We start from the raw sequence: 25,155 nt of genomic DNA, 5'->3' as shown, positions 1-25,155 counted from the left end.
TGACTTCTTTTCTCCATTTGCATTCGTAAAATGAATAGGTGAACCTCAGGCATCTGGAACACTTTCTGGCGCTGTCCGATATGGGCTCGTTCAGCCGTGCGGCCGAGAAACTGCACATCACCCAATCCGCTCTCAGCCGCAGCATCCAGTCCCTCGAAGAAGAACTGGGCGGGCCGCTGCTGGATCGCATCGGAAAACGCAATGAACTGACCCCGCTGGGCCAGTCAGTGCTGGAGCGGGCGCGGGGCATCGTCAAAGAGGCCGCCGAATTGAAACGGGGCGCCGCCCTGCTTCAACAAGGCGGACTGGGGAGCCTGCGGCTCGGATTGGGGTCCGGCCCGGGTGCCTTGCTGATGACGCCGTGGCTCGTGTACATGGCGACGCATCACCCCGGAGTGAAAGTGTCGGTGACGCGCGGCCCGACAGAGGTGCAATTGCGGCAGCTGCGCGATCGCTCGCTGGATGCCCTCGTCGTGGATATACGCCGCATCGTGCCTGCTGCGGACCTGAGCATTGGGCCGACCTTTGACATGCCTGCTGGCATGGTTTGCCGTGCCGGACATCCCTTGCTGGCGCAGTACCCCAACGGCGTGCCCTTCGAAGCCCTGCTGTCTTACCCCGTGGCCTCGATCCCCTTGTCAGAGGAGATAGCGCGGATCCTTGTAGCCCGCTATGGCCCCAGAGCCGACCCCGCCGAGATGACCACGTTGCAGTGTGAAGAGATTTCCAGCCTGCTGCAAACCGTGCAGCAATCGGACGCGATTTACCTGGGCATTCTGGCAGCGGCGCGCCAGGAGATGTCGAGGGGTGACCTGGTGCAACTGTCGGTAGTCCCCCACCTGGATCAGGGCGCCGTGCTCGGTGTGGTTACGCTGGCCGGACGCACCGAGCAGCCTGTGATGCGGGTGTTCCGCGATTTTGTAGTCCGCATGCTGAACCCCAGTGATGACACCCACCGCGATGTTTCCTGAGGGAAGCTACTCCGCCACGCCCGGCTTGCGTTCATCCGGCGCCTGCGATCGGTTGGCCTCTTCTTTCGCCTTCTTCCCTTGGTCGTGGTGCCACTTGATGGCGTAGAACATGCAGGTGCCAAACACGAGCACCTTGAAGGTGATAAAGACTATGGGGACCCAATCCATTGTTGATGGCTTTCCTGGTTGTTGATGGGCACCCACTAACGTCAAGTGCACTGCCTCAAAACGCTGCGTCAGCAGCTTCATCGTGTTCAAGCCATCGTCGAATCACACATCGACAGCACGGGGCACATGATCTGAAAACTTGGTGTGATGCTATCGGGCCTGGTATGCGGGCGTAAGCATCAGTTCTGCCTAAATTTTGCGTAGCAGATGAATATTGCCGTGCGGGGCGGCTGCATGAAAAGCGGCGTTGGATTGAGGTTCGCATGGAGCCGCAGCGCGCAGGCCATAGAGCGCGCCGCGTGAGCAGACGGAGCGCCGCTTGCACACAACGCCGACCGGGCACATACAAAAAAGGCCTGCATGAGAGAACCCCATGCAGGCCTTTGATTGGGTGTCAGTGCTATTGCTGGGTGACTAGAACGGCAACCCCACATAGTTCTCCGCCAACGACCCCAGCGCCTTCTCGGACGAGAACAGGTACGCCAGGTCCGTGTCCTGCAGCTTCTGGTCGTACGCGATGGAATCCGGGAAGGTGTGCAGCATGGTCGTCATCCACCACGAGAAGCGCTGAGCCTTCCACACGCGGGCCAGGGCCTTTTCGGAGTACTTGTCGAGGCCGGTGCTGTCGCCATCCTTGTAGTGCGCGACCATGGCGTGGTACAGGTAATAGATGTCCGACGCCGCGCTGTTCAGGCCCCGAGCGCCGGTGGGCGGCACGATGTGGGCGGCGTCGCCCGCCAGGAACAGGTTGCCGTAGCGCATGGGCTCAGCCACGAAGGAGCGCAGGGGGGCGATGGACTTTTCGATGGATGCGCCGGTGATGAGCTGCTCGGCCACTTCGGCGGGCAGGCGGCGCTTCAGCTCGGCCCAGAAGGCTTCGTCAGACCAGTCTTCCACGTTGTCGGTCAGCGGCACCTGGATGTAGTAGCGGCTCAGCACCTGGGAGCGCAGCGAGCACAGCGCAAAGCCGCGTTCGTGCTTGGCGTAGATCAGCTCGGGCGAGACGGGCTTGGTGCGCGAGAGCACGCCCAGCCAGCCGAAGGGGTAGACCTTTTCGTATTCCTTGAGCACGTCGCGCGGGATGGACTTGCGGCTCACGCCGTGAAAGCCGTCGGCGCCGATGACGAAGTCGCAGTCGATGCGCACCACTTCGTCGCCACTGCGGTAGGTCACATACGGGTTGGCACTTTTCAGGTCGTGCGGCTGCACGTCTTCGGCGTTGTGGATGACGACACCCTTCATACGGTCGCGCGCTTCGTACAGGTCGCGCGTCAGCTCGGTCTGGCCGTAGACCACCACCGAGCTGCCGCCGCTGTACTTGTGCAAATCGACCCGGTCCATCTTGCCGTCGTGGGCAATGATGAAGCCGTCGTGGATCTCGCCTTCCTTGTCCATGCGCTCGCCGCACTGGGCCTCGCGCATGAGTGCGGCAAAGCCGTGCTCCAGCACGCCGGCGCGAATGCGGCCCAGCACGTACTCGCGGCTTTGGCGCTCCAGCACGATGGTGTCGATGCCCTTGAGGTGCAAGAGCTGCGAGAGCATGAGGCCCGAGGGGCCTCCACCAATGATGCAAACCTGGGTTTTCATAGCGTCTCCAGTAGTGGTTGGTGTGTTCATGACATGGGTCAAACGGACCACCCAAAGATACGTGGCACAGTCGCCGCGTTGAATGGACGGATGGAGCCAGAACATGCACTTTTCGAACATCGATGGCATCCGCTCTTACAGCCTGTTCGGCGAGTCGCAGCACCTGCCCGATGTGCTGCACTGCGAAACGATTGCCGAGCGGTCGGCGCTGCACGACTGGGAGCTGGCGCCGCACCGGCACACGCGGCTGCACCAGGTGCTGCTGATCACCTCGGGCGGGGGCGTGGCGCACCTGGATGGCGAGCGGGTGCCTCTGTTTGCCGGCGCGCTCATCAACGTGCCGCAGGGGCATGTGCACGCATTCCGCTTTACGCAGCACACGCAGGGCTGGGTGGCCACGCTGGCGGACGAATTGATGGACGAGATTTTTGTGCGCGTGGGCGATGTGCGCCGCGACCTGGCGCGGCCCGCCGTGGCGCCTGCGCCGCCTGAACTGCATCAGGCCATGGGCCAGGTCTGGCAGGAGTTCTCAGGCCGGGCCAAGGCGCGTGCGCTGGTGCTGCGGGGCCTGAGCGCCACGCTGCTGGGCTGGGTGGCCCGCGCGATGGAAGACCACGGCCCGGACGACACCCACGCGCCAGAGTCCAGCCTGGTGCAGCGGCTGGAGGCGCTGATCGAGGCGCATTTTCTGGAGCACTGGCAGGTGGCCGACTACGCGCGGGCGCTGGCTGTGTCGCCCACGCACCTGAGCCGCGTGGCGCGGGCCGCCACCGGCGTGTCGGCCCAGCGACTGATTGAGGCGCGGCTGATGCGCGAGGCGCGGCGCAACCTGGCCTACACCCACCTGGGCGTGGCCACGATTGCCTACACGCTGGGCTATACCGACCCGGCGTACTTCACCCGCGCCTTCACGCGCGATGCGGGGCTGTCGCCGCGTGCGTTTCGGGCGCAGGTGGCGGCGTCGGCGCCCGCTCCGGCAATGTGATGCGGGGTGACAGGCTGCTGACACTCCGCTGTCAGCAGCCCCAGCTCACCATCGGGGCTTCTTACTTTCGTTCTTTCACACACAAGGAGCCCCCATGAAAAACGCCATCGCCTGGTTTGAAATCCCCACCACCCAGCTGGACCGCGCACAGGCCTTTTACGAAGCCGTGCTGAGCCAGCCCATGCGCCGCGAGAACATGGGCCCGAGCGAAGGCGCCGTGTTTGCCTACGACCCCGAAGCCGATGGCGCAGGCGGCGCGCTGATGATGGGCCCCACGGCGCCCCAGGTGTCGGGCAGCGGCACGCTGGTGTACCTGGATGCATCGCCCTCGCTTGACGCCGCGCTGGACCGCGCGGTGGCCCAGGGCGGCCGCGTGGCCCTGCCGCGCCAGGCGCTGCCGCCGGGCATGGGCTTCTTTGCGCACATCCACGACCTGGATGGCAACCGCGTGGGTCTGCACGCGCTGAATTGAAGCCAGAACGCACCGACGGCGTACTAAAGGAGCACAGCATGGAAGCGCAAGAAATCCACCGGGGCAGGTTGTTTGACCATGTGCAGCTGGTCGTGCGCGACCTGGCGGCCAGCCAGGCCTTCTACACGGCGGTGCTGGAGGCCCTGCAGGTGCCCATGGGCGGGGCGGACGAAGGCTACTTCTGGGCGGACGAACTGTTTGTGTCGTCAGCCGACAGCCCTGCCGCACAGGGCCATCTCACCGGCCGCCACCACCTGGCGTTTCAGGCCCGGGACCGGGCGATGGTGCATGCCTTCTACCAAGCCGCACTGGCCCACGGCGGCACCGACAACGGCGCGCCGGGCGAGCGGGCTTACCACCCCGGCTACTACGCCGCCTTTGTGCTGGACCCGGATGGCAACAACATCGAGGCGGTGTTCCATGGCGACGCGCAGCGCAGTGCGGCGTCGGTGAAGATCACGTTCTGAGCGTGTGAGTCAGCCCACCTCCGGGCGGGCCAGGCCGCGCAGCGGGATGGGCGTGGAGAACACGATGGACGTGCGCGTTTCGCCATAGCCGTTGATGTCGCCCAGAAAGCGCTCCAGATCGGGCAGATCGCGCGCCACGACCTGCATCACATACGAGTCGTTGCCGCTGACGTGGTGGCATTCAAGCACCTGGGGCGACTGGCGCAGCTTGTCGATCAGCGCCTTTTTGCCGGGCTGCGGCACGTTGATGCCCACCACCGCGCGCACGCCGTAGCCGACCTTGGCGGGGTCGATGTCGGCATGCACGCCGCGCACCACGCCCGCCTCTTGCAGGCGGCGCAGGCGCTCCAGCGTGGCGGGCACCGACAGGCCCACGGCCTCGGCCAGTTCCTTGAGCGAGGCGCGGCCATCGGCCTGCAGCGCGCTGATCAGGCGCCAGGCTTTGTCATCCACTTCCATAAAAGCCTTTATCGATTAGCACAGAAAAAAACGAAACCCAATGCGGGATTCGCCGAATTTTCTGCATTCTCCACCGCCCGCTGCCGCCCTAGCATCGGTGCATGGACTTCACCTCAATCACCGTGTTTCTGCAAGCCGCCGTCATCGGCGTGCTCATTGCAGCCCCCGTGGGCCCCATTGGCCTGCTGACCATGCAACGCACCCTGGAGCGGGGCCTGGCGGCTGGGCTGGCCACGGGCCTCGGCGCCGCTGCGGCCGACGCGGTGTATGGCGCCGTGGGCGCTTTCAGCGTGCGCTGGCTGATTGACGGGCTGACACAGGCCAGGACGCCGCTGGCGCTGGGCGGTGGCGCACTGCTGCTGGTGCTGGCCTGGCGCACCTGGCACGCGCCGGTGGCCCACACCGCCGCACCAGCCCGCGATGCGCGGGGGCTGCTGGGCCTGGCGGCCGGCACGTTTGCGCTGACGCTAGCCAACCCGGCCACCATCGTGTCGTTCATTGCGGTGTTTGGCTCGCTGGGTGGCGGCCGGCCCAGCCTGCCGTCGCCGCTGTGGATGGTGGCGGGCGTGCTGGTGGGCTCTGCCGCCTGGTGGCTGCTGCTGACCGGCGCAATTGCCTACCAGCGGCAGCGCTTTACACCCGCCTGGCGCCAGCGCATCAACCGGGCGTCGGCCCTGCTGCTGGGCGGGTTTGCACTGTGGCAGTGGGGGCAGTTGGTCTAAGGGGTCGCGCGGTGCTGACAGGGATGCTGCAAAGGTACTGACACTGCGGTGTCAGCAGCACGCCCGCACCATCGGTGGCTTCTTTGACCAGGAGCTTTTTCATGACCGACGCCGTGCTGCAACACCCTCTCTGGCCGGATGCCGCGCCTGCGCGCAGCGACATGCCTGTGCCGACAGCTGCCTCTGCGGCCGCCACGCGCCGCAACTGGATCGCCGTGGCCTGCGCCCAGCATGCCCGCCGGGGCTGTGCCACGCCAGGCGAGGGCTACATGCAGGTGTGCCATGGCAAGGTGGCGCCGCTGCAGCGCATACGGCCCGGCGACCGCGTGGCGTACTACGCGCCGACGGTGACCATGGGAGGCAAGGACCGGCTGCAGGCGTTTGTCTCCATCGGCATCGTGTTGCCGGGCGCGCCGTATGCGTTTGACATGGGCGGCGGGTTTGTGCCGTCGCGGCGGGACGTGGCCTATGTGCCTGCGCGTGAGGCGGCGATTGCGCCGCTGCTGGACGCGCTGGAGTTTGTGGACGACCGCCAGCGCTGGGGCAGCAAGTTTCGGTTTGGGCTGTTTGCCGTCAGCGACCACGATATGCACCTGATTGCGCAGGCGATGCAGGCCGAGCTGCAGTTACTACATTTTTGATAGCACCTCAGGCAATCTGCACTAGCGCATCCGGCCCATAAGGCTTCAAACGGATCGCGAACAGCCCCGTGGGGCCTCCGAACAGCCCGCGGGCAGCTGTAGCTGTCAGCACACCGCCATCAGCGTGTCCACCACCCGGCGTTGGGCGGCGGTCAGGGCGGCATAGCCTTCACGCAGCAGTCGCAGCACGATCGCATGGATTTCAATTTCGCTAGCGGGCATGGTCTTCTCCTTGAACGGACAACAGTGGGCGGCCTACCGCTGGGGCTGGCCGATGACATGGGCGCCTGCCACGACAAAAAGAGGCGGGCGCCCGGGCCTGCCCCACCATGGACCAAGCCCCGATGCCACTGTGCCGAGACGGCAGCGCAGGCGGTGGCGCGATAAACGGGGAAGTTCGCGGCCTTTTTCGCGCGCCGCTCTACAAGCAAAAGGCCTAGGGCGAGGTGGCCCCAGGCACGTAGGCGTCGATGACCGGCGGCTCGCTGTCCCCCGCAGCGGTGCGGGCCAGCTTGAACCAGGTCCAGGTCTCCACATCGGGCGCGTCGTAGCTGCCGTAGGACTGCCCACCCCACGAGAAGTACGAGCCCTTGTTGCCCGTGCTGACGGTGCGCTTGCCCACGGCCAGCCCGCCATCCTTGAGCCGCGCCAGCCTGAAACCCTGCAGCACGCCCGAGGCCCCAGGCTCCTTGTCCGGCGACACGGTCTGCGGGACCAGGTCGAGCATGCCGGAGCTGCAGCGGGCCTGCGCGCCGCCGTAGGTGACCAGGCTCCACTGCCGAGTCAACGAGGTGCGCACGTTGCGCGCGCGGTTGACGGTGCGCGTGCGCAGCGTGGTTTCGCCGCGCTGCTGCTGCACCCAGACCTGCATCTCGGCCGAGCCGGTAAAAAACGGCAGGCTGCCCCGCACACCCGCAGGCTCCACGGGCGGCCAGGCGTACACCCCTTGCAGGGACGGGCAGCCGAACCAGCTGCTCTGCACGGGGCCAAACGCCGGAGGCGGCTTGGGCGACCCCTGCACATCCGGCCCGCAGGCCGTGAGGGCCAGGCAACACAGGGCCAGCGTTGCGGCCCCGCCGATGCGCTGCACGCGCCGGTGCGGGGTGCGCAAGGCGCTGTGCGATGGCAAGGGAGCGGCAGGTTTCATGGTGTCTGGGCGGTGGTGCAGCCCGATTGTCGGGCCGAACACCGCACCTGCGGTCGCTCTATTTTTGATAGCAGCTTGCACATATTCCACTAGCGCCTCAGCACCAAAAGGCTCCAAAACCGTGTTGACGATCGCCCAGGGGGGGCTGCGAGATCGTCAGGCTACGGATGTGCAGGCCCCGCCCGCACACGGGCCAGCGCCTCGGGCACATCGCGCCACGCCGGGCGGCCGGGGGCGTAGCGCTGGCGCATGTAGCCCGCCAGCTCGGTGATCTGCGCGTCGCTGAGCGCGTGGCCGAAGCCGGGCATGAAGCCGATGTCCCGCGCGGCGGGCTCGCGGATGCCGTGCACGATGACCTGCAGCAGGTTGTCGGGCCGGTCGCTGTGCAGGTTGCTGTTGAGCGCCAGGGGCACGTTCACGCCCAGCAGGCGCGGCCCATCGCCGTCGTGGTGGCAGGCGGCACAGGCGCCGTCGAACAAACGCTGGGCCTGGCCGGGCTGCGGGGCCAGTGCGGCGGCCTGGGCCACAGCGGCTTGGGCGCGCTGCTGCGGGTCAGACACTGGCAGGGTGGCTGGCTGGGTAGCCGCTTCCGTCGCGGTGAACGAGGCCAGGTAGCCCGCCATGGCGCGGATGTCTTCGTCGGGCAAGTGGGCCAGCTCGCGCACCACAGGCGCCATGGGGCCGGAGGCGCTGCCGTGCTGCGGGCTGTGGCCGTGGCGCAGGTAGCCATACAAAGCATCGGCCGTCCAGGGCACGGGCGCCTTCGACAGGCCGGTGAGCGCAGGCGCCTCCCAGCCATCCACCATGGTGCCCGAGAGGAACGCAGCCCCACCCAGCTCGGCCCCCAGCGCATTGCGCGGCGTGTGGCAGGCGCCGCAGTGGCCCACGCCCTGCACCAGGTAGGCGCCCCGATTCCATTCGGGCGGGCGATTCGGGTCGGGCTTGAACGGGGTCGCGTCGTGGAACAGCGCGTTCCAGCCCGCCATGAGCGGGCGCACGCTGAACGGGAAGGCCAACTCGGTCTTCGGCACCTCGGCCCGCACGGCGGGCTGCGCCATCAGGTAGGCGTACAGCGCGGTCAGGTCGTCGTCGCTCATCTTGGCGAACGACGTGTACGGGAACGCGGGGTACAGGTGTTTGCCATCGCGCGAGATGCCTTCGCGCATGGCGCGCTGGAAGGCGCTGAAGGACCACTGGCCGATGCCGGTCTCGGCGTCGGGCGTGAGGTTGGTGGTGTAGACCTTGCCGAACGGCGTGTCCATGGCGCGGCCGCCCGTGTTGGGCGTGCCGCCCGGTGCGGTGTGGCACACCACGCAGTCGCCCGCAGCGGCCAGCAGGCGGCCCCGCTCGATGGTGGCGGCGTTGTAGACCGAGGCACCCGCCGTCTGCACCACGGGTGCGATGGAAGGGCGCCAGCCCAGCAGCGCGGCGCCCATGGCGATGCCGCCGGCGACCAGGGCCAGGGCGCGCGCCCAGGGGCTGCGCTGGGTGGGCCATGTGGCGCTGGCAGGTACGGCGGGTGCTGGAAGTTCCAGCGTGGGCAGCACCTCGGCTTGCTCGGGAGATGGGGTGCTGCCCGCAGCCGCTTGACCTGCGCCGCCGGGCAGTGGGTTGAGCCCGGCGCGCACCACCTCGGGCGTGAAGGGCGGCGCGCGAAAGCGCACGCCCGTGGCGTCAAAAATCGCATTGGCAATCGCTGCTGTGCCCGGCACGGACGACGACTCGCCCGAGCCCAGTGGCGCCTCGTCCTGCCGGGGCATGTGCATGACCTCAATGACCGGCACCTCGCGGAAGCTCAGGATGGGGTAGCTGCCCCATTCGCGGTTGTCCACGGCCTGCTTGACGGGTTCGAACGTCACCTGCTCCTTGAGCGCGCGGCTGGTGGTCTGCAGCACGTTGCCGTGCACCTGCTGCTCCACGCCTGCGGGGTTCACCATCAGGCCCGCGTCGTGCCCCACGACCACGCGGCGCACGTGCACTTCGCCGGTCTTTTTGTTGACCTCCACATCGGCCACCCAGGCCGCCCAGGCGGCGCCAAAGCCGGGCCATTTGCTGTGGATGTAGCGGGCGTAGGCAAAGCCCTGGCCCTGCACCCAGTCCCCATCCAAGGGGCGCTGCTGGGGGCCGGTGCGGCGAATCCAGCCCGCCTTCTCGGCCGTGGCCTGGACCAGCTCGGCAGCGCGCGGGTCGTTCAGCAACTGCAAGCGAAACTGCACCGGGTCCACCCCCGCCGCCGTGGCCAGCTCGTCCACATAGGACTCGTGCGCAAACGAATTGGGCAGCGCCGACACGCCGCGCAGCCACGACGCGCGCACGATGGGCGGCATGTCGTTGACGGCCACGCGCAGGTTGTCGTACTGGTAGGGCGGGCGCGCGGTGCGGTCGCCCATCTCGTAGGCCTGGGCCACGGGCTCGATGGTGCGGGTGAGCAGCAGGGCCAGCGTGGGTGCGCCGTTGGAGGGGTAGGACGTTTCAAAGTCGTACGCCGCCACGGTGCCATCGGCCTTGAGCCCGCCGCGCACCTGCATGAGCTGCGCCGTGCCCTTGGGCTCCCACAAATGCTCCTGCTCGCGCGTGAGCTGCACGCGCACCGGGGCACCGACGGCGCGCGAGAGCAGCGCGGCATCGGCGGCCACGTCATCGGCACCGTTGCGGCCATAGCAGCCTGCGGCCTCCATGCGGATGAGGTCGATGTCCACATCGGCCAGGCCCATCAGGCGAGCCAGGTCGGCGCGCAGCACATGGGGGTTTTGCGTGCCTGCCCACACGGTCATGCGCGGGCGGCCGGTGCTGTCATCACTGCGCCATTCGGCCACCGCGCACGACGGGCCGATGGAGCCATGCATCTGGTACGGCCACACGTAGGTGCGCGGCATCGGCTGGCCGTTGGCAGACAGCGCGGCCAGGGCACCCTCCACATCGCCCTCGTCCACCAAGCGGCGCTGCGTGGCGGGGTTGGCGCGGATGGCTTGTTCCAGCGCCTCGGCGCTGTCCTGGCGCGGAAAGCCGGGCCAGTCCTTCCAGTGCACTTTCAAATCGCGCAGCGCCTGCTCGGCCTGTTCCTCGCGCTCGGCCACGATGCCCACAAAGTCGCGGATCACCACCACGGCGCGGATGCCGGGGATGTGGGCGATGGACTGCTGGTCCACCGATTCGAGCGTGTTGCCGATGAAGTCGCCATGGTCGGCCCCCGCATACGGCGGGCGCACCACACGGCCGTGCAGCATGCCGGGCACGCGCATGTCGTGCACAAACACCAGCTCGCCGCTGACCTTGGCGGGGATGTCCACGCGCGGCACGGACTGGCCGACCACGGTGTAGTCAGCCGCAGCCTTGGTGGGCGTGGCGTCCACCAGCTCCAGCGTGGTGTGCGCGCCCGCCAGCAGCGCGCCGTAGGCCACGTGGCGCGACGGGTCTGCCATGACCTGCACCACCCCCGCGCGCACCTGCAGTGCCTCCACCGACACGCCCAGCCGCTCTGCGGCCTGGGCCACCAGCCAGTGGCGCGCCTGCGCAGCGGCGGTGCGCAGGGGCTTGGCGTGGATCTGGATGGACGCACTCGCGATGGTGGCGCCCTGGTTGGGCGCGCGTGTGGTGTCGCCCAGCACCATGTTCACCTGGGCCAAGGGCACGTCCAATTCTTCGGCCACGATCTGCGCGAGCGCGGTGCGGATGCCGGTGCCCAGGTCCACATGGCCGTTGAGTGCGGTCACGCTGCCGTCGTCCCACACGGCGATCAGTATCTCCACGCCCTCGGCCGGGTTGCCCGCCACGAGCGCGGGCTGGCCCTTGACGGGCGGTGGCGCGGGCGGTGGGTTGCGCACCACCAGCAGCACGCCCCGGGCGGCATGGAAGTCGGCGCGGGTGAGCGGGCTGTGGGCGCGCAGGGATGGAGGCGTGTTCATGCCTGGGCCTCGCGCATCAGCTGGGCCGCGCGCAGCACGGCGCGGATGATTTCGACATGCGTGCCGCAGCGGCACAGGTTGCCCGACAGCTCGCGGCGTACGGCTGCTTCGTCGGGGTCTGGATTGCGCTCCAGCAGGGCCACGGCCATCATCACCATGCCATTGAGGCAATAGCCGCATTGCGCGGCTTGTTCATCCACAAAGGCTTGCTGCACCGGGTGAAGTCCCTCGGTAACGCTGCAACGCCGGGGCAACCCCTCCAGCGTGGTCACCTCGCGGCCTGCCACGCCCTGCGCCGGGATCACGCAGGCCCGCGCGGCAATACCATCCACCAGAACCGTGCACGCCCCACACTGCCCCAGGCCACAGCCGTATTTGGGGCCGTTGAGGGCCAAATCGTTGCGCAGCACGTGCAGCAGCGTGGCGCTGGCCAAGGTGCTCTGCGGCAGGGCACACGGCTGGCCATTGACGACAACCGGGGATATTGAAGCGGGCGCGTGCATGTCTCGGTGGGTTGTTCTCAGTCAGCGTCGCAGCGATCCGCTGCGCGTGTACATCTCCAGGTCCACAAAGTTGGAGCCATTGTGGTTGCCCGGGCCGTACACCAGCGGAAAGTCGCCGATCTTGGTGGTGCCCATGTCTTCCATGGCCTTGATGAAGCCTTCACGCGTGAGCGCTTTGCCTGCGCGCTTGAGGCCTTCCACAAATACACGCGCGGCGATATAGCCCTCCAGCATGGTGTAGCTGTCGATCTTCTCGCCTGCATCCGCGCGGTCCTTGCGGTAGTCGGCCACGATGGCCAGGCGGCTGGCCTGCGGCGAGGGCACGATGCTGGCCGTGACCAGCCCTTCGATGCCGCCGTTCAGGCGCTGGGCAGACCCCGGTGCGTCAGTGATACCCACCGAGATGGTGTACAGCGGCGACGCCGCGCCCGCCGCCCGGTAGTCGCGCAGGAACACCTCCACCATCTTGCCCGCCATGATCATCACCACCGCGCCCGGCTGGGCCTTGGTGAGCTGCGCCACCTGGGGCTTGGCGTCGGTGGCGGCGATCTCCATGGGCACGGAATCGACCACCTTCACCTTCAGGCCCTGGGCGATCTGCAGGCAGGTGTCGAGGTTGGATTTGCCGAATGCGCTGTTCTGGTAGATGACGGCGATGTTGTTGATGCCCAGCGTGGCCAGATGCCCCACGATCTTGCGCAGCTCGGTCTCGTAGCTGGCGCGTACATGGAACAGGTAGCGGTTGTGCGTGGTGCGGAAGGACGTGGTGCCCACCAGTGGGGCGAACATGGGCACGCCCGCCTTCTCTGCCAGGGGCATGGCGGCGATGAGGTTGCCGGTGGCCACATAGCCGATCAGGGCGAAGACCTTGTCTTCGTCAATGAGCTTGGCCGTGTTCTCGGCGGTCTTCTTGGGCTCGTACGCGTCATCGTGCGACACCAGCTCCAGCGTGCGCCCCTGCACGCCGCCGGTCTTGTTCACCTTGTCGAACGCCAGCGCAATGCCCGCCTTGTAGTCCACCCCGAAATCCTTGGCCGGACCGGTGAACACGGCCGACTGTCCCACCTTGATGCGGGTGTCCGTCACCCCGGTCTCGGCAGCAGCCGGGCCCGCGGCCCCCAGAGCAGCGGCGGCCAGGGCCGTCAGCACCACACGGCGGTCGATGCTGCCCTCCTCCATCCCACGACATTTCATGAAACGCTCCTTACATCAAAGGCGCAAGTTTCCCTGCAAGCGGAGCGGCTGCGCAACCATTTCTGCGGGGTGTTGTGAATCCGTCAAACCCCGGCGCCGAAGCACCGGGGCGGTGCGCCGTCAGGCGACATCGATGTCGCTGGACTGGATGCGTTTGACACCCTTGGCCTTCATGTTTTTCCAGGCCGCGTCGAGCGATCCGTTGAGGTCGATGGCGCGGGTCGCATCTTCGACCACATAGGTTTCGAAGCCCAGGCGTTTGGCGTCCAGCGCCGTCCACGCCACGCAGAAGTCGGTGGCCAGGCCGGTGACAAATACGGTCTTGATGCCACGCTGCTTGAGGTAGCCCGCCAGGCCGGTGGAGGTCTTGCGGTCGGCCTCTTCAAAGGCCGAGTAGCTGTCCACATGCTGGTGAAAGCCCTTGCGCAGGATCACCTGGGCCTTGGGCACCTGGAGGTCTTTGTGCAGGGCGGCATCGTCGGTGCCCTGCACGCAATGGTCGGGCCACAGCACCTGCTGGCCGTAACTCAGCTTGGTGGTTTCAAACGGCTTCTTGCCCGCGTGAGCACTGGCAAAAGAGGCGTGGCCCTGGGTGTGCCAGTCCTGCGTGACCACCACGTTTTCAAACGCTGTGGCAATGCGGTTGATGACGGGCACCACCTCATCCCCCTTGGCCACGGGCAGCGTGCCGCCGGGGACAAAACAGTTCTGCACATCGACCACGATGAGCGCCGCTCGCTCACCGGGTTTGATCTTGCCTGCCGCCCAGCTTGCGGGGAAGCTGGCCCCGGCCACGGTAAGCGCGGCCGATTGAAGAAGAAAGCGACGACGTTGCGCAGTTTGCATGGTGAACACTCCGGTTGGGAACGCACTGACACATCGGCCATGGCCCGGTAGGGCCAGGGCCGGGGAACTTCTTCTTCACACGCTGAGGTAGGCGCGCCGCACCTCTTCGTTGGCGGCCAGCTCTTCCATGCTGGCCTGGTAACGGATCTGGCCCTTTTCGAGCACATAGGCGCGGTCGGAGACCAGCTCGGCAAAGTGCATGTTCTGCTCGGACAACAGGATGCTCACGCCCTGCTCTTTCAGCTCCAGGATCATGTGCGCCATCTGCTCCACGATGACGGGCGCCACACCTTCAGAGGGCTCGTCCAGCAGTACCAGGTAGGGGTTGCCCATGAGCGTGCGGGCCACGGTGAGCATTTGCTGTTCGCCGCCGCTCATGCGCCCACCGGGGCGCTGGGGCATCTCGCCCAGGTTGGGGAAGAGCTTGAACAGGCGCTCGGGCGTCCACACCGGGGCGGCTGTGCCGTCGGGCCAGGTGCGGGCGGGTTGGCGGCCCACTTCCAGGTTCTCCATCACCGTGAGGTCGGTGAACACGCGGCGGTCTTCGGGCACAAAGCCCAGGCCCAAACGGGCAGCGTCGTGCGGGTCGGTTTTGGACAGGTCCTTGCCCATGAACTGGATGCTGCCCTTGCGCTTGGCCAGCATACCCATCAGCGTCTTGAGCGTGGTGGACTTGCCTGCGCCGTTGCGGCCCATCAGCGCAACCACTTCGCCCCGGCGCACGTCCAGGTCCACGTCGTACAGGATTTGCGCGGCACCGTACCAGGCCTGCAGGCCCTTGGCCTGGAGCAGCAGTTCTTTGGGGTTGTGGGTCGTCATGGTCATGCCGCCTCCGCATTGGCTGCGGCTTTCTTCTCAAACGTCTTGCCGGTGCCGAAGTAGACCTCCTGCACCTTGGGGTGGTCGCGCAACTCCAGCGGCTTGCCCTCGGCAATCAGCCGCCCGCGCGCCAGCACGATCATGCGGTCGGCATAGGCAAACACCACGTCCATGCTGTGCTCGGTGAAGAGCACGGCCATATTGCGGTCGATCACCAGCTGCTTGGTCAGCGCCATGAGTTCGTTGCGCTCCTTGGGCGCCATGCCGGCGGTGGGCTCGTCCATGAGCAGCAGCTTGGGACTGTTGGCCATGGCAATCGCCAGCTCCACGCGCTTCACATCGCCATAGGCGAGCACGCTACAGGGCCGGTCGGCCTGCGACTTCATGCCCACCTGGTCGAGCAACGCCAGAGCTTCTTCGCGTTTGTGGTCGGCAGCTCTGCGCCATAAGGAGAACAGCAGGCCGTCGTTGGAGATCAGTGCCATCTGCACGTTCTCCACCACCGTCAGCGATGCAAAGGTTTCGGCAATCTGAAAGGTGCGGCCCACCCCCATGCGCCAGATGTCGCGGGGCTTGCGGCCCACCAGCTCTTGCCCGTTGAGCTGGATGGAGCCTGCATCGGCAGGCAGCTGGCCGTTGACCATGTTGAACGTGGTGGACTTGCCCGCGCCGTTGGGGCCGATGAGTGCCAGCAGCTCGCCAGCCGCCAGTTCGAAGTGGATGCCATCCACCGCCTTGACGCCGCCAAACGATTTGCCCAGACCGGTGACTTTGAGGAGGCTCATGCTGCGCCCTCCTTGGTGTTCTTGGCGTCGCGCATGTTGTCAAAAATCTGTTTGATGGTGCCCGCGATGCCCTGCGGAAACAGCAGCACCAGGATCAGGATGATGGCGCCCAGCATGGCGCGCCAGTAGTCGGTGTTGCGCGCCACGGTGTCGTGCAGCCAGGTGAAGGTGACCGCACCCACCACAGGGCCCGCCAGCGTCTGGATGCCGCCGAGCAGCACCATCACCAGCCCGTCCACCGATTTGCCCACGGCCAGCGACTCCGGCGAAATGCTGCCCTTGGAGAACGCATACAGCGCCCCTGCCAGCCCTGCAGCCGTGCCCGCCACCACAAACGCCGCCCACTGCATGCGCTTGACGTCGATGCCGATGGCGTCGGCGCGCAGCACAGAGTCGCGCCCCGCGCGCAGCGCATAGCCAAACGGCGAGAACAGCACGCGGCGCAGCCACCACACGCCTGCCCCCACCAGTGCCAGCGTGAGCCAGTAATACATGCGCTTGTCTGCCAGCCAGGCCGCAGGCCAGACACCGGTCAGGCCGTTGCTGCCCCCCGTGAAACTGTCCCACTGGTAGGTGATGGCCCAGGTGATCTGGGCGAAGGCGAGCGTCAGCATGGCCAGGTACACACCCGACAGCCGCACCGCAAACCAGCCGTAGACAAACGCCCCGGCGGCGGCCACCAGCGGCGCCACGACCAGTGCGATCTCCATCGGTAGCCCGAGCGAGCGCACCAGCAGGGCCGCGCCATAGGCGCCCAGCCCGAAGTAGGCGGCATGGCCGAAGGAGTGCATGCCCGCAGGCCCCATGATGAAGTGAAGGCTGGCCGCAAACAGCGCTGCGATCAGCAGGTCAATCAGCAACACCGTGGTGTACGGCGACTGCGCGGTCAGCAGCGGGGCTGCCGCCAGCAGCAGGCCCAGCACGGCGGCCGCCACCAGGTAGGCCCTGCCAGGCCGACGCAACGGCTCCTCCTGCATGCCCACGTAGCGGCTGGGCGCCTGCGGCCTACCGAACAGGCCCCACGGGCGCCAGACCAGCACCACCGCCATCACCAGAAAATCCACCACCAGGGTCAGCTTGGAAAACGACACACTCAGGCCAAACACATCGACCACACCCAGCCAGATGCAGATGGCCTTGATCTCGGAGATCAGCAGGGCGGCGGCGTACGCGCCCGGAATGGAGCCCATGCCACCCACCACCACCACCACGAAGGCGGCACCGATGGTGTGCAGGTCCATCTCCAGCGTCGCGGGCTCACGCGGCAGTTGCAGTGCGCCACCCAGCCCGGCCAGCATCGCGCCCAGCGCAAACACGGCCGTGAACAACCAGGCCTGGTTGACGCCCAGGGCGCTCACCATCTCGCGGTCTTGTGTAGCGGCACGCACCAGCGTGCCAAACCGGGTGCGCGTGAGGAGCAGCCAGACCGCACCCAGCACCAGCGGACCGACCACGATGAGGAACAGGTCGTAGCTGGGAAACTGCCGCCCGAGCAGGCTCACGGAGCCTGAAAGGCCCGGCGCGCGCGGGCCCAGCAGTTCGTCAGGGCCCCAGAGCCACAGCACGGCGTCCTTGATGACCAGCACCAGTGCAAACGTGGCCAGCAGCTGGAACAGCTCGGGCGCCTTGTAGATGCGGCGCAGCAGCACCACCTCGATCAGCGCCCCCAGCACGCCGACGATCAGCGCGGCAAGCGGCAAGGCCACCCAGAAGCCCAGGGCACCGCTCAGGCGCTCGACCAGCGAGTACGCGACGTAGATGCCCACCATGAAGAACGAGCCATGGGCAAAGTTCACGATGCGGGTGACGCCAAAGATCAGCGACAGACCCGCCGCCACGAGGAACAGCGACGACGCGCTCGCCAACCCGTTGATGAGCTGGACGATGAAACCCGAAAAACTCATGTTCGAAAAACCCTCAAGTCATCACCACCCGTGTTGCGCATCGCTCGCAGCACATGAAAGAAGCCAGGCGCGCCCCCGCCAGCGCCACCAGAAATCCGGCTGTGCCGGACTGCCGGTAGCGTCTGCTGGGACCGAGGCGCAGCAGGCGCCTCAGACTCCTAAGGGAATCAATCAGCGCTTCGCGACTTCTTCACGTCGGCAGCGGACGGCTGGTACTTGGCATCGGCACCATCGAGGTAGACGTAGTCCACCATCACGCCCTTGCCGCCTTCGTTCTTGGTGCGACCGACAAACGCACCCATGGTGGCCTGGTGGTCTTCAGGCCGGTAGGTGATCTTGCCGAACGGGGTGTCCACCTGCAGTCCCTTGAAGGCAGCGACCAGCTTGTCGGTGTCGGTGCTCTTGGCTTTGGCAATACCGGCCGCAGCCGACTTGATCATGCTGTAGCCCACCACGGAACCCAGGCGCGGGTAGTCCTTGAACTTGGCCTGGTACGCCTGCTCGAACGCCTTGTGTGCGGGGGTGTTGATGCCGTACCAGGGATAGCCGGTTACCAGCCAGCCGTTGGGGGCTTCGTCTTTCAGGGGGTCCAGGTACTCGGGTTCACCCGTCAGCACGCTGACCACCTCGATGCCCTTGAAGAGGCCGCGCGTGTTGCCTTCGCGCACGAACTTCGACAAGTCCGCGCCAAACAGCACGTTGAAGATGGCGTCGGGCTTGGCATCCGACAGTGCTTGCACCACGCTGCCGGCATCCACCCGGCCCAGTGGTGTGGCTTGTTCGGCCACAAACTCCACGTCGGGCTGGGCGGCCTTGAGCAGTTGCTTGAAAGCCGCCACGGCAGACTGCCCGTATTCGTAGTTGGGGTAGACCACGGCCCAACGCTTTTTCTTCATCTTGGCGGCCTCGGGTACCAGCATGGCGGCCTGCATGTAGGTGCCAGGACGCAGGCGGAACGTGTATTGGTTGCCGCCTTGCCAAGTCATCTTGTCGGTCAGCGGCTCGCCTGCGAGAAAGAAGAACTTCTTCTGCTTGGCGAAGTCGGCCACCGCCAGGCCGGTGTTCGACAGGAAGGTGCCAGCCAGCACATCGACCTTCTCGCGCGACACCAGCTCTTCGGCCACACGAACGGCGTCGCCAGGGTTGGCGTTATCGTCGCGCGTGATCAGTTCGATCTTTTTGCCATTGACGCCGCCCGCAGCGTTGATCTCATCGACCGCCAGCTCCATGCCCTTCTTGTAGGGCTCCAGGAAAGCAGGCTGCGCCTTGTAGCTGTTGACCTCGCCAATCTTGATCACGCCCTGGGCAAAAACAGGGGCCAGGGTAAGGGCCAATGCAGCCGCAGCCGTGGCACGCATGAGGTTTCGTCGCATCGTCATGGGGAGACTCCTGAAGGATGGTTGGAGAGAGATCGAACGGGGGTGAGACAGGACAGGTGTGTGTTGTACGCGCGCCGGGCTCAGCGCAGGCCGTCAACGCCTTTTATTTCAGAGGCCGTGAGGCCGCCGACACGTGGCAACGGCCGCCCGCTGTCGGTCACGACAACGGCCACCACGATTTCATTGGCCCGCGGGGCATCGGCTACACGGGCTTCCATGGCGTCGAAATGGCTGCGCACGTAAGCCGCATCCTTGTGGCCCAGGGGCACGTCGATGGCCGTGCCGAGGCCGCCCATCTTCTTGCTGGATGGGACCAACGCGGCACCCTTCTCGACAGCCACACGCAGTGGTGCGCCCAGCTTGGGGTGGAGGATGGCGGCGGCGTGCTCCAGCTCGCCCGCCTCGCCCACGATGGCGGCCTTGCCGTAGCTGTGCGCATCGCCCGGGGCAATGCCCAGGGCCTGAACGCAGCGGGCGCCCAGAAGGCCTCCCAGCTCCTCACCGATGGCGATGAGTTCGTCCAGGTCTTCCACATAACGTCCGGCAAAGGGGTTCTCGATCACGGCCATGGCCAGCGCCTTGCGCACCGGGGGCTGAACGTCACGCCCCATTTCCACGCGGACCTCGTCGGTCTGGACGATGATCTTTCGAATCTTGGCTGGCATTTTTTGGCTCCTTGGGATCTTGTCTTGTTCGATTGGTGTGCGGGTCGGCGGGCGGCTCAGCGCAGGCCGTTCCACTGGCTGATGTCTGCCGCCTTGAGCCCTCCGACGCGGGCGTGGATGCGCGGGCCCGTGGTCATGGCAAGTATGAACACGATCTCATCAGCGGATGGCGCGCCCGGAACACGCACTTCGATCGCGTCGAAATGGCTGCGTACGTAGCTGGCGTTGATGTGGGTCAGCGGCACATCCAGCGCTGCACCGGGGCCGCCCACTTTCTTGGTGGAGGGCACGATGGACAGCGCATTCGCGGGCTGCCCGGTCTTCTCTTCGGCCTGGCCCTTGGCGTAGGCGTTGCGGTCGCCCTTCCAGCCCAGCAGTTCGCGCATGGCGTAGCCGCCGGGCACATGCCACAGCGCGCCGTGTTCCAGCTCACCGGCCGCGCCCACGATGGCGCCTTTACCATAGGTCTCGATGCGCTCGGCAGGCACCGCCATGGCCTTCAGGAGGCGCTGGGCCATGTCCAGCCCCACGTCCTGCAGCTCGTCCATCATGGGGAGGATGTCGGGCTCGTACCGTCCCGCAAAGGGGTTGGTCAGCACCGCGCCAATGGCGCCACGCAGCAGCGGCACGTCGGCCACCGGCCCGAATTCGTGCCGGATTTCCTCAAGATGGGTGAAAACGCGTCGTATCTGGATCATTCTGGAGACCTGTGCATTTCGTTAAGCAAATACTGAACCAACTTCCGATTCCACCGCCGGATCCCGGGGCCATACCGCATCCGCCAGCGCCTGGGGCGCCGAGGTCGCCACGAACTGCCCCTGGCACGCCAGCAGCGCAAACCACAGCAGGCCGCTGGACTGCAATTCTTGCGCTTTTTGCAGCCCCTGGTGCAATGCCCGGGCCACCAGCTCCCTGGGCAAGGCAGGGACATCCACGGTGACAGGAATGGCCCCCAGGTCACTGTCGTCCCGCACCTGCCACGCGGGCCTGCGCACAATCCGCGCATCGGCCACATCCACCGCGTTGGCCACGATGGTTGCGGCCGCATCGGCCTGCGCCGCCGAACGCGCCAGCACCGTCACGCTGTCCGCAATGCCCAGCGACTGGCTGCGCCCCCTCCAGCCGCTGGTGGCCACACCGCGCACCGGCATGGCGCTGTCGATGCGAATCTGCCCATCCAGCACCAAACCGTTGCGCAACTGTGCCGCATTCAGTGCGGCGATGTCAGCGTACACCCCCACCGTGACCGACTGGCCGGGCGCCAGGTGCAGCGCAATGTCGCCGCCGTTGTTGACCCAGGCGCGGTCTATGCCCGGCTGCTCGTAGCAGGCCAGAATCTCCTGCGCCACTGCACCCGCCACCGCCGCCATCGATGTGATGAAGCCTGCGCGGTAGGGACTGCAGGCGGCCCACATGCGGCGCGCCACCACACCCTGCAACGTGCAGTGCGCACCCACCGGCGCCCGCAGGCCGGGGAGTTCATTCACCAGCTCCTGCAGCAGCCCTTCAAAACGTTGCCACGCGCGTTCGTGCGCCTGGGCCACGGCGTCGCGCGCCCCTTCGGCCTGGAGGATGAGGTCCATCGGACCATGCTGGAAATGCCAGCGGCCATCGGACAGGAGCTTGCGAGCGGCTTGCATGTGCGTTTCAGTACTCACCGCAGGGCGCACCGCCGGCAGCCGTAAACACCGGCGCGGCCCCCGCCAGAGACGCCGAGCAAGGGCCGCCCCGCAGCGAGGGTGTCGTCCCCCTGGAGGGGGAAGGCGCAAAGCGACTCAGGGGGTGCTTCATATCAACCCAGCAGAGGTGGGCGACCCAGCGGCCACGGATTGGCGGCGGGCAAGGTCTGCCACACGCGCGCCTGCGGTGCACCATCGTTGTGCCACGCACCGCGCTCCAGCACGTCGCGCAGGCTGCGAATCTGTTCGGTGTGCCCGCCCAGCGCTTCATAGTCCGCACGGCGCATGCTGAACTCGATGGGCGCCACGATGGCGGGGGTGGGCACGGTGCCAAAGCTGTTGTCCGGCATGCGCAGCACGTCAGCCATCACGGTGATACCGCCGCCAGGCCATACATAGGCAGGGGCACCGCCACAGGTCACATTGACCAGCGCGTTCTTGATGGAGCGGGTGAGCAGCACCGGGTTCTCGGTGACCCCTGCGCGCAGGCTGCCGCCAGCACCGCCGAGGAACAGCACGGACGCCAGCGAGGGCTCGCAGTTTTCGCCGATGCGGTCCACGATGCGGCGCACTTCGGCGGGCATCTCGGCCTCGACCGGATGGAGTTGCGCGTCCAGCACGTACCAGGAGGCATGCTCCCCGGTGGTGGAGGTCATCAACAAGCGCAGCCCCGGCCAGGCCACGGATTCGTCCCAGCCCTCGATGATGGACAGCGGGTCGGCAATGTCGGTGCCGCCCCAGCCGGTGCCCGGGTTGGCCACCTGAAAGTAACGGCCCGGTGTGGACTTGCGCCCGCGCATCTGAATGCCCGAAGGCTTCATGTCGAGGCAACGACCCGCCTGGTGCTCTGTGAGCACGCCGGTGATGTGGTCGTCCACCACCACCACCTCGTCCGCATGGCCGAAGAACTGGCGCGCAAAGATGCCAATGGCCGCAGAGCCGCAGCCCACGCGCATGCGCTGCTCAGCCACACCGTTGACGATGGGCGCACGCCCCGCCTGGATCACGAGCTGCGAGCCGCCGTCGATGGTGAACTCCACCGCCTGCTTGTTGCCCAACGCCTGCATCATCTCGGCGGTGATGCGGCCTTCTTTCTTGGTGCCACCCGTGAGGTGGTGCACACCGCCCAGCGACAGCATCTGCGAGCCGTACTCTGCAGTGGTCACATGGCCCACCACCTCGCCCTTGCAGCGCACGTTGGCCTGCTCGGAGCCGAGGAAGCGGTCGGTGTCGATCTTCACCTTGAAGCTGCAGTAGCTGAAGATGCCCTCGGTGACCACGGTGACCATGTCCACGCCATCGGTCTGGGAACCCACGATGAAGGGCGCCGGCTTGTAGTCGGGGTAGGTGGTGGACGAGCCAACGCCCGTCACGAACACCTCTTCAGACAGCAGCAGGTCACCGTTCCATGCGGGTTCTGAAGCCACTGCGGTCTCAGCGTCTTGTGCAGCCGGGGCGCGGCCCGCAAACGGCACCAGCGTGGCCTCGCCCGCCTCCAGGGTCTTGCGCAGCAGCACCACCGGGTCCAGCCGCACGAGCACGCCCGCGTGGTTGGCGTAGCGGTCGCAAGCGCCTGCGCGGCCTTCGGAAATCTGGCACAGCACCGGGCACGCATTGCACTCGACCTTGGCAGCGTTCATGCGCTCGTTGCGCGGCCGGGCGCGCTCGAGCACCTGCGGCAGATCCGGCGCATCCATGCCAGGTAGCCCGTCGGTCTTGGTGTGTTCAGTCATCGTGGCGGCCCATTCATTGCATTGTGGCAAGTGCTTGTACGCGCATTGCATTTTGTGTAGCATTCACTTAACTTAAATGTTGTGAACACTACATTCGATGTCAATGTAGCGGAATCGATCAGACTCTGCAATGGTGTTTTTGCGCCCCCAAAAATGGTGCATAAGGAGCCCCAAAATGACGCACGTTGTGACAGACGCCTGCATTCGGTGCAAGTACACCGACTGCGTCGATGTGTGCCCTGTCGATTGCTTCAAGGAAGGGCCGGAATACCTGGTCATTGACCCGGACGAATGCATCGACTGCGCTGTGTGCATTCCGGAGTGCCCGGCCAACGCCATCTATGCCGAAGACGACCTGCCCGAAGGCATGGAAATCTTTCTGCAGTTCAACAAAAAGCTGGCGCCCACGCTCCCCACAATCACCAAAAGAAAAGCGGCTTTGCCAGATGCGGAACAATGGAGGGTTGTGAGCCACAAGCTTTCAGGCCTGAACATTGCGCTGTAGAGCGCACAGGGCCCTGCTCTTCAGCCAAATTCCTTATTTGCTTCCAACTTTTCCATCTAACGCACCATGAGCGCCTTTCTTGACGAACGCGTCCTGACGGTCCACCACTGGACGGACCGCCTTTTCTCCTTCACCACCACGCGTGACACCGCGCTGCGCTTCTCCAACGGGCATTTCACGATGATTGGCCTGCGTGGCGAAAACGGCAAACCCCTGCTGCGCGCCTACAGCATCGTGAGCCCCAACTACGAAGAGCACCTGGAGTTCCTGTCCATCAAGGTGCCCGACGGCCCGCTGACCTCGCGCCTGCAGCACATCAAGGTGGGTGACACCATCGTGGTCGGCAAGAAGCCCACTGGCACCCTGCTGATCGACTACCTGCTGCCCGCCAAGCGCCTGTACATGCTGTCCACCGGCACGGGCGTGGCCCCGTTCCTGAGCCTGATCCGCGACCCCGAGACTTATGAGAAATTCGAGGAAGTCATCCTGGTGCACGGCGTGCGCGAGGTGAAGGAACTGGCCTACCACGACTACATCACGCAGGAGCTGCCACAACACGAGTTCCTGGGCGAGATGGTCACCAAGCAGCTCAAGTACTACCCCACCGTGACGCGCGAGCCTTTCAAGCACCAGGGCCGTGTGACCACCGTGATCGAAAACGGCCAGATGGCCCGCGACCTGGGCCTGCCCGCACTCAACCCCGCCGAAGATCGCGTGATGATCTGCGGCAGCCCCGAAATGCTGCGCGACCTCAAGCACATGATGGAAGAGCGTGGCTTCAAGGAAGGCAACACCACGAAGCCCGGCGACTTCGTGATCGAGCGCGCGTTCGCAGAGCAGTGATCCCCCGGCGGCCCCCTTACCGGGGCCCGCCTCATCCACCAGGACCCGCCATGTCTGCCACTCCCACCAAGACCCGGACCGCGTCCACCCGCGCTGCCTCTGCCCGAAAGACGGGCGTGCGCGAGCAGGCCGCACAGACCACGCGCGACAACATCCTGAAGGCGGCGACCAAGGTGTTCGCCCGCTACGGCTACGAAGGCGGCAGCGTGGAGAAGATCTCCAAGGCGGCCAAGTCCTTCGACCGGATGATCTATTACTACTTCGGCAGCAAGGAAGGCCTGTTCATCGAGGTGCTGGAGGAAACCTACCGGCGCATGAACGACGCGGAATCCAAACTGGACCTGGACACCGCCAAGCCGGTGGAGGCGCTGCAGGCGGTGATCCGCTTTGTGGTGGGCTACTACCGCAAGAACCCCGAGTTCATCACGCTGCTCAACACCGAGAACCTGCACAAGGGCAAGCACATCTCCAAGTCGATGCGCGCCCGTGAATACTCGTCGCCCGCCATCGAGGTGATCCGCCGCGTGCTGGAGAGCGGCCAGGCGCAAGGGCTGTTCCGCAAGGACGTGTCGGCGCGCGACGTGTACCTGCTGATCGCCGCCACGGGCTACTTCTACATGTCTAACCGGCACACGCTGTCGGCCTTTCTGGGCGAAGACCTGGAGACGCCCGACGCGCTGGCGCACTGGGAATCCTTCGTCATCGACAGCGTGCTGCGCACCGTGGCACCCGGCCCCAGCCTGCCCAAGGGCAGGGCAGCGGCCTGAATCAACAAG

General features: G+C 66.2%; 25 protein-coding genes. 9 read left to right on the top strand and 16 right to left on the bottom strand.

Annotation, left to right across the window (positions count from 1 at the left end):
- Positions 1–38: 38 nt before the first annotated feature.
- Positions 39–971, top strand: coding sequence for a LysR family transcriptional regulator (locus tag ASC83_RS02015; protein ID WP_056057197.1), 933 nt, complete (start codon positions 39–41; stop codon positions 969–971).
- Positions 972–977: 6 nt separating this feature from the next.
- Here the strand turns inward: ASC83_RS02015 and ASC83_RS23760 are convergent, their stop codons facing one another.
- Both ASC83_RS23760 and pobA read right to left on the bottom strand, forming a co-directional pair.
- Positions 978–1,220 (bottom strand): hypothetical protein, encoded by a 243-nt coding sequence (locus ASC83_RS23760; RefSeq protein WP_156379393.1) that lies wholly within the window; start codon positions 1,218–1,220, stop codon positions 978–980.
- Between the two features lie 333 nt (positions 1,221–1,553).
- Positions 1,554–2,726: a 4-hydroxybenzoate 3-monooxygenase gene (gene pobA / locus ASC83_RS02010; protein WP_056057195.1), complete on the bottom strand. Its 1,173-nt coding sequence runs from the start codon at positions 2,724–2,726 to the stop codon at positions 1,554–1,556.
- A 103-nt stretch (positions 2,727–2,829) separates the two neighbouring features.
- Between pobA and ASC83_RS02005 the strand changes: the two genes are divergently transcribed.
- From ASC83_RS02005 to ASC83_RS01995, 3 genes are all read left to right on the top strand, one after another.
- The gene (locus ASC83_RS02005) at positions 2,830–3,711 is read left to right on the top strand and encodes a helix-turn-helix domain-containing protein (RefSeq protein WP_082522293.1); all 882 of its coding nucleotides are present in this window, start codon (positions 2,830–2,832) and stop codon (positions 3,709–3,711) included.
- A gap of 94 nt (positions 3,712–3,805) precedes the next feature.
- Positions 3,806–4,183, top strand: coding sequence for a VOC family protein (locus ASC83_RS02000; protein WP_056057191.1), 378 nt, complete (start codon positions 3,806–3,808; stop codon positions 4,181–4,183).
- 38 nt (positions 4,184–4,221) lie between these two features.
- Positions 4,222–4,650, top strand: coding sequence for a VOC family protein (locus ASC83_RS01995; protein WP_056057189.1), 429 nt, complete (start codon positions 4,222–4,224; stop codon positions 4,648–4,650).
- Positions 4,651–4,659: 9 nt separating this feature from the next.
- Here the strand turns inward: ASC83_RS01995 and ASC83_RS01990 are convergent, their stop codons facing one another.
- Positions 4,660–5,109: an Lrp/AsnC family transcriptional regulator gene (locus ASC83_RS01990; RefSeq protein WP_056057187.1), complete on the bottom strand. Its 450-nt coding sequence runs from the start codon at positions 5,107–5,109 to the stop codon at positions 4,660–4,662.
- A 101-nt stretch (positions 5,110–5,210) separates the two neighbouring features.
- Between ASC83_RS01990 and ASC83_RS01985 the strand changes: the two genes are divergently transcribed.
- On the top strand, positions 5,211–5,831 hold the full coding sequence (locus tag ASC83_RS01985) for a LysE family translocator (RefSeq protein ID WP_056057185.1): 621 nt from the start codon (positions 5,211–5,213) through the stop codon (positions 5,829–5,831).
- A 101-nt stretch (positions 5,832–5,932) separates the two neighbouring features.
- Entirely contained in the window at positions 5,933–6,472 is a 540-nt protein-coding gene (locus ASC83_RS01980) for an EVE domain-containing protein (RefSeq protein WP_235509288.1), read from the top strand.
- A 436-nt stretch (positions 6,473–6,908) separates the two neighbouring features.
- On the opposite strand, the gene ASC83_RS01975 is transcribed toward ASC83_RS01980, so the two are convergent.
- The 13 genes from ASC83_RS01975 to ASC83_RS01915 form a co-directional block, all read right to left on the bottom strand.
- The gene (locus ASC83_RS01975; RefSeq protein WP_235509287.1) at positions 6,909–7,619 is read right to left on the bottom strand and encodes a hypothetical protein; all 711 of its coding nucleotides are present in this window, start codon (positions 7,617–7,619) and stop codon (positions 6,909–6,911) included.
- A gap of 161 nt (positions 7,620–7,780) precedes the next feature.
- On the bottom strand, positions 7,781–11,524 hold the full coding sequence (locus ASC83_RS01970) for a molybdopterin cofactor-binding domain-containing protein (RefSeq protein WP_056057182.1): 3,744 nt from the start codon (positions 11,522–11,524) through the stop codon (positions 7,781–7,783).
- Complete coding sequence (locus ASC83_RS01965) at positions 11,521–12,027, bottom strand: (2Fe-2S)-binding protein (RefSeq protein WP_056057179.1); 507 nt, start codon at positions 12,025–12,027, stop codon at positions 11,521–11,523. Before ASC83_RS01965 ends, ASC83_RS01970 begins: the two co-directional genes overlap by 4 nt.
- A gap of 21 nt (positions 12,028–12,048) precedes the next feature.
- Positions 12,049–13,221: an ABC transporter substrate-binding protein gene (locus tag ASC83_RS01960; RefSeq protein ID WP_082522292.1), complete on the bottom strand. Its 1,173-nt coding sequence runs from the start codon at positions 13,219–13,221 to the stop codon at positions 12,049–12,051.
- A gap of 120 nt (positions 13,222–13,341) precedes the next feature.
- A complete protein-coding gene (gene pncA / locus ASC83_RS01955) occupies positions 13,342–14,067 on the bottom strand; it encodes a bifunctional nicotinamidase/pyrazinamidase (RefSeq protein ID WP_056057733.1) in 726 nt (241 codons plus the stop codon).
- 75 nt (positions 14,068–14,142) lie between these two features.
- A complete protein-coding gene (locus ASC83_RS01950; protein WP_056057728.1) occupies positions 14,143–14,886 on the bottom strand; it encodes an ABC transporter ATP-binding protein in 744 nt (247 codons plus the stop codon).
- A 2-nt stretch (positions 14,887–14,888) separates the two neighbouring features.
- Positions 14,889–15,671, bottom strand: a complete 783-nt coding sequence (locus ASC83_RS01945; protein ID WP_056057175.1) for an ABC transporter ATP-binding protein — start codon at positions 15,669–15,671, stop codon at positions 14,889–14,891.
- A complete protein-coding gene (locus ASC83_RS01940) occupies positions 15,668–17,575 on the bottom strand; it encodes an ABC transporter permease (RefSeq protein WP_056057173.1) in 1,908 nt (635 codons plus the stop codon). Before ASC83_RS01940 ends, ASC83_RS01945 begins: the two co-directional genes overlap by 4 nt.
- Before the next feature lie 167 nt (positions 17,576–17,742).
- The gene (locus tag ASC83_RS01935; protein WP_056057171.1) at positions 17,743–18,954 is read right to left on the bottom strand and encodes an ABC transporter substrate-binding protein; all 1,212 of its coding nucleotides are present in this window, start codon (positions 18,952–18,954) and stop codon (positions 17,743–17,745) included.
- Between the two features lie 80 nt (positions 18,955–19,034).
- Positions 19,035–19,619 carry an amino acid synthesis family protein gene (locus tag ASC83_RS01930; protein ID WP_056057169.1) on the bottom strand — a complete coding sequence of 195 codons (585 nt, stop codon included), beginning with the start codon at positions 19,617–19,619 and terminating at the stop codon, positions 19,035–19,037.
- 56 nt (positions 19,620–19,675) lie between these two features.
- The gene (locus tag ASC83_RS01925) at positions 19,676–20,317 is read right to left on the bottom strand and encodes an amino acid synthesis family protein (RefSeq protein WP_056057167.1); all 642 of its coding nucleotides are present in this window, start codon (positions 20,315–20,317) and stop codon (positions 19,676–19,678) included.
- A 21-nt stretch (positions 20,318–20,338) separates the two neighbouring features.
- Positions 20,339–21,259: a UPF0280 family protein gene (locus ASC83_RS01920; RefSeq protein WP_056057165.1), complete on the bottom strand. Its 921-nt coding sequence runs from the start codon at positions 21,257–21,259 to the stop codon at positions 20,339–20,341.
- A gap of 152 nt (positions 21,260–21,411) precedes the next feature.
- Positions 21,412–23,031, bottom strand: coding sequence for a hypothetical protein (locus ASC83_RS01915; RefSeq protein WP_056057163.1), 1,620 nt, complete (start codon positions 23,029–23,031; stop codon positions 21,412–21,414).
- A gap of 175 nt (positions 23,032–23,206) precedes the next feature.
- Here ASC83_RS01915 and fdxA point away from each other — a divergent pair, with 175 nt between their 5' ends.
- The 3 genes from fdxA (at position 23,207) to ASC83_RS01900 (ending at position 25,146) form a co-directional block, all read left to right on the top strand.
- Positions 23,207–23,536, top strand: coding sequence for a ferredoxin FdxA (fdxA, locus tag ASC83_RS01910; protein ID WP_056057161.1), 330 nt, complete (start codon positions 23,207–23,209; stop codon positions 23,534–23,536).
- A 66-nt stretch (positions 23,537–23,602) separates the two neighbouring features.
- Positions 23,603–24,379, top strand: coding sequence for a ferredoxin--NADP reductase (locus ASC83_RS01905; protein ID WP_056057159.1), 777 nt, complete (start codon positions 23,603–23,605; stop codon positions 24,377–24,379).
- 50 nt (positions 24,380–24,429) lie between these two features.
- Positions 24,430–25,146, top strand: a complete 717-nt coding sequence (locus tag ASC83_RS01900; protein ID WP_056057157.1) for a TetR/AcrR family transcriptional regulator — start codon at positions 24,430–24,432, stop codon at positions 25,144–25,146.
- The last annotated feature ends 9 nt before the right edge of the window (positions 25,147–25,155 follow it).

The sequence above is a fragment of the Acidovorax sp. Root402 genome, from assembly GCF_001425125.1.
GTDB lineage: Bacteria > Pseudomonadota > Gammaproteobacteria > Burkholderiales > Burkholderiaceae_C > Acidovorax > Acidovorax delafieldii.
The sequence above is the reverse complement of the archived record's forward strand: the minus strand, read 5'-3'. Positions and strand labels throughout refer to the sequence as shown.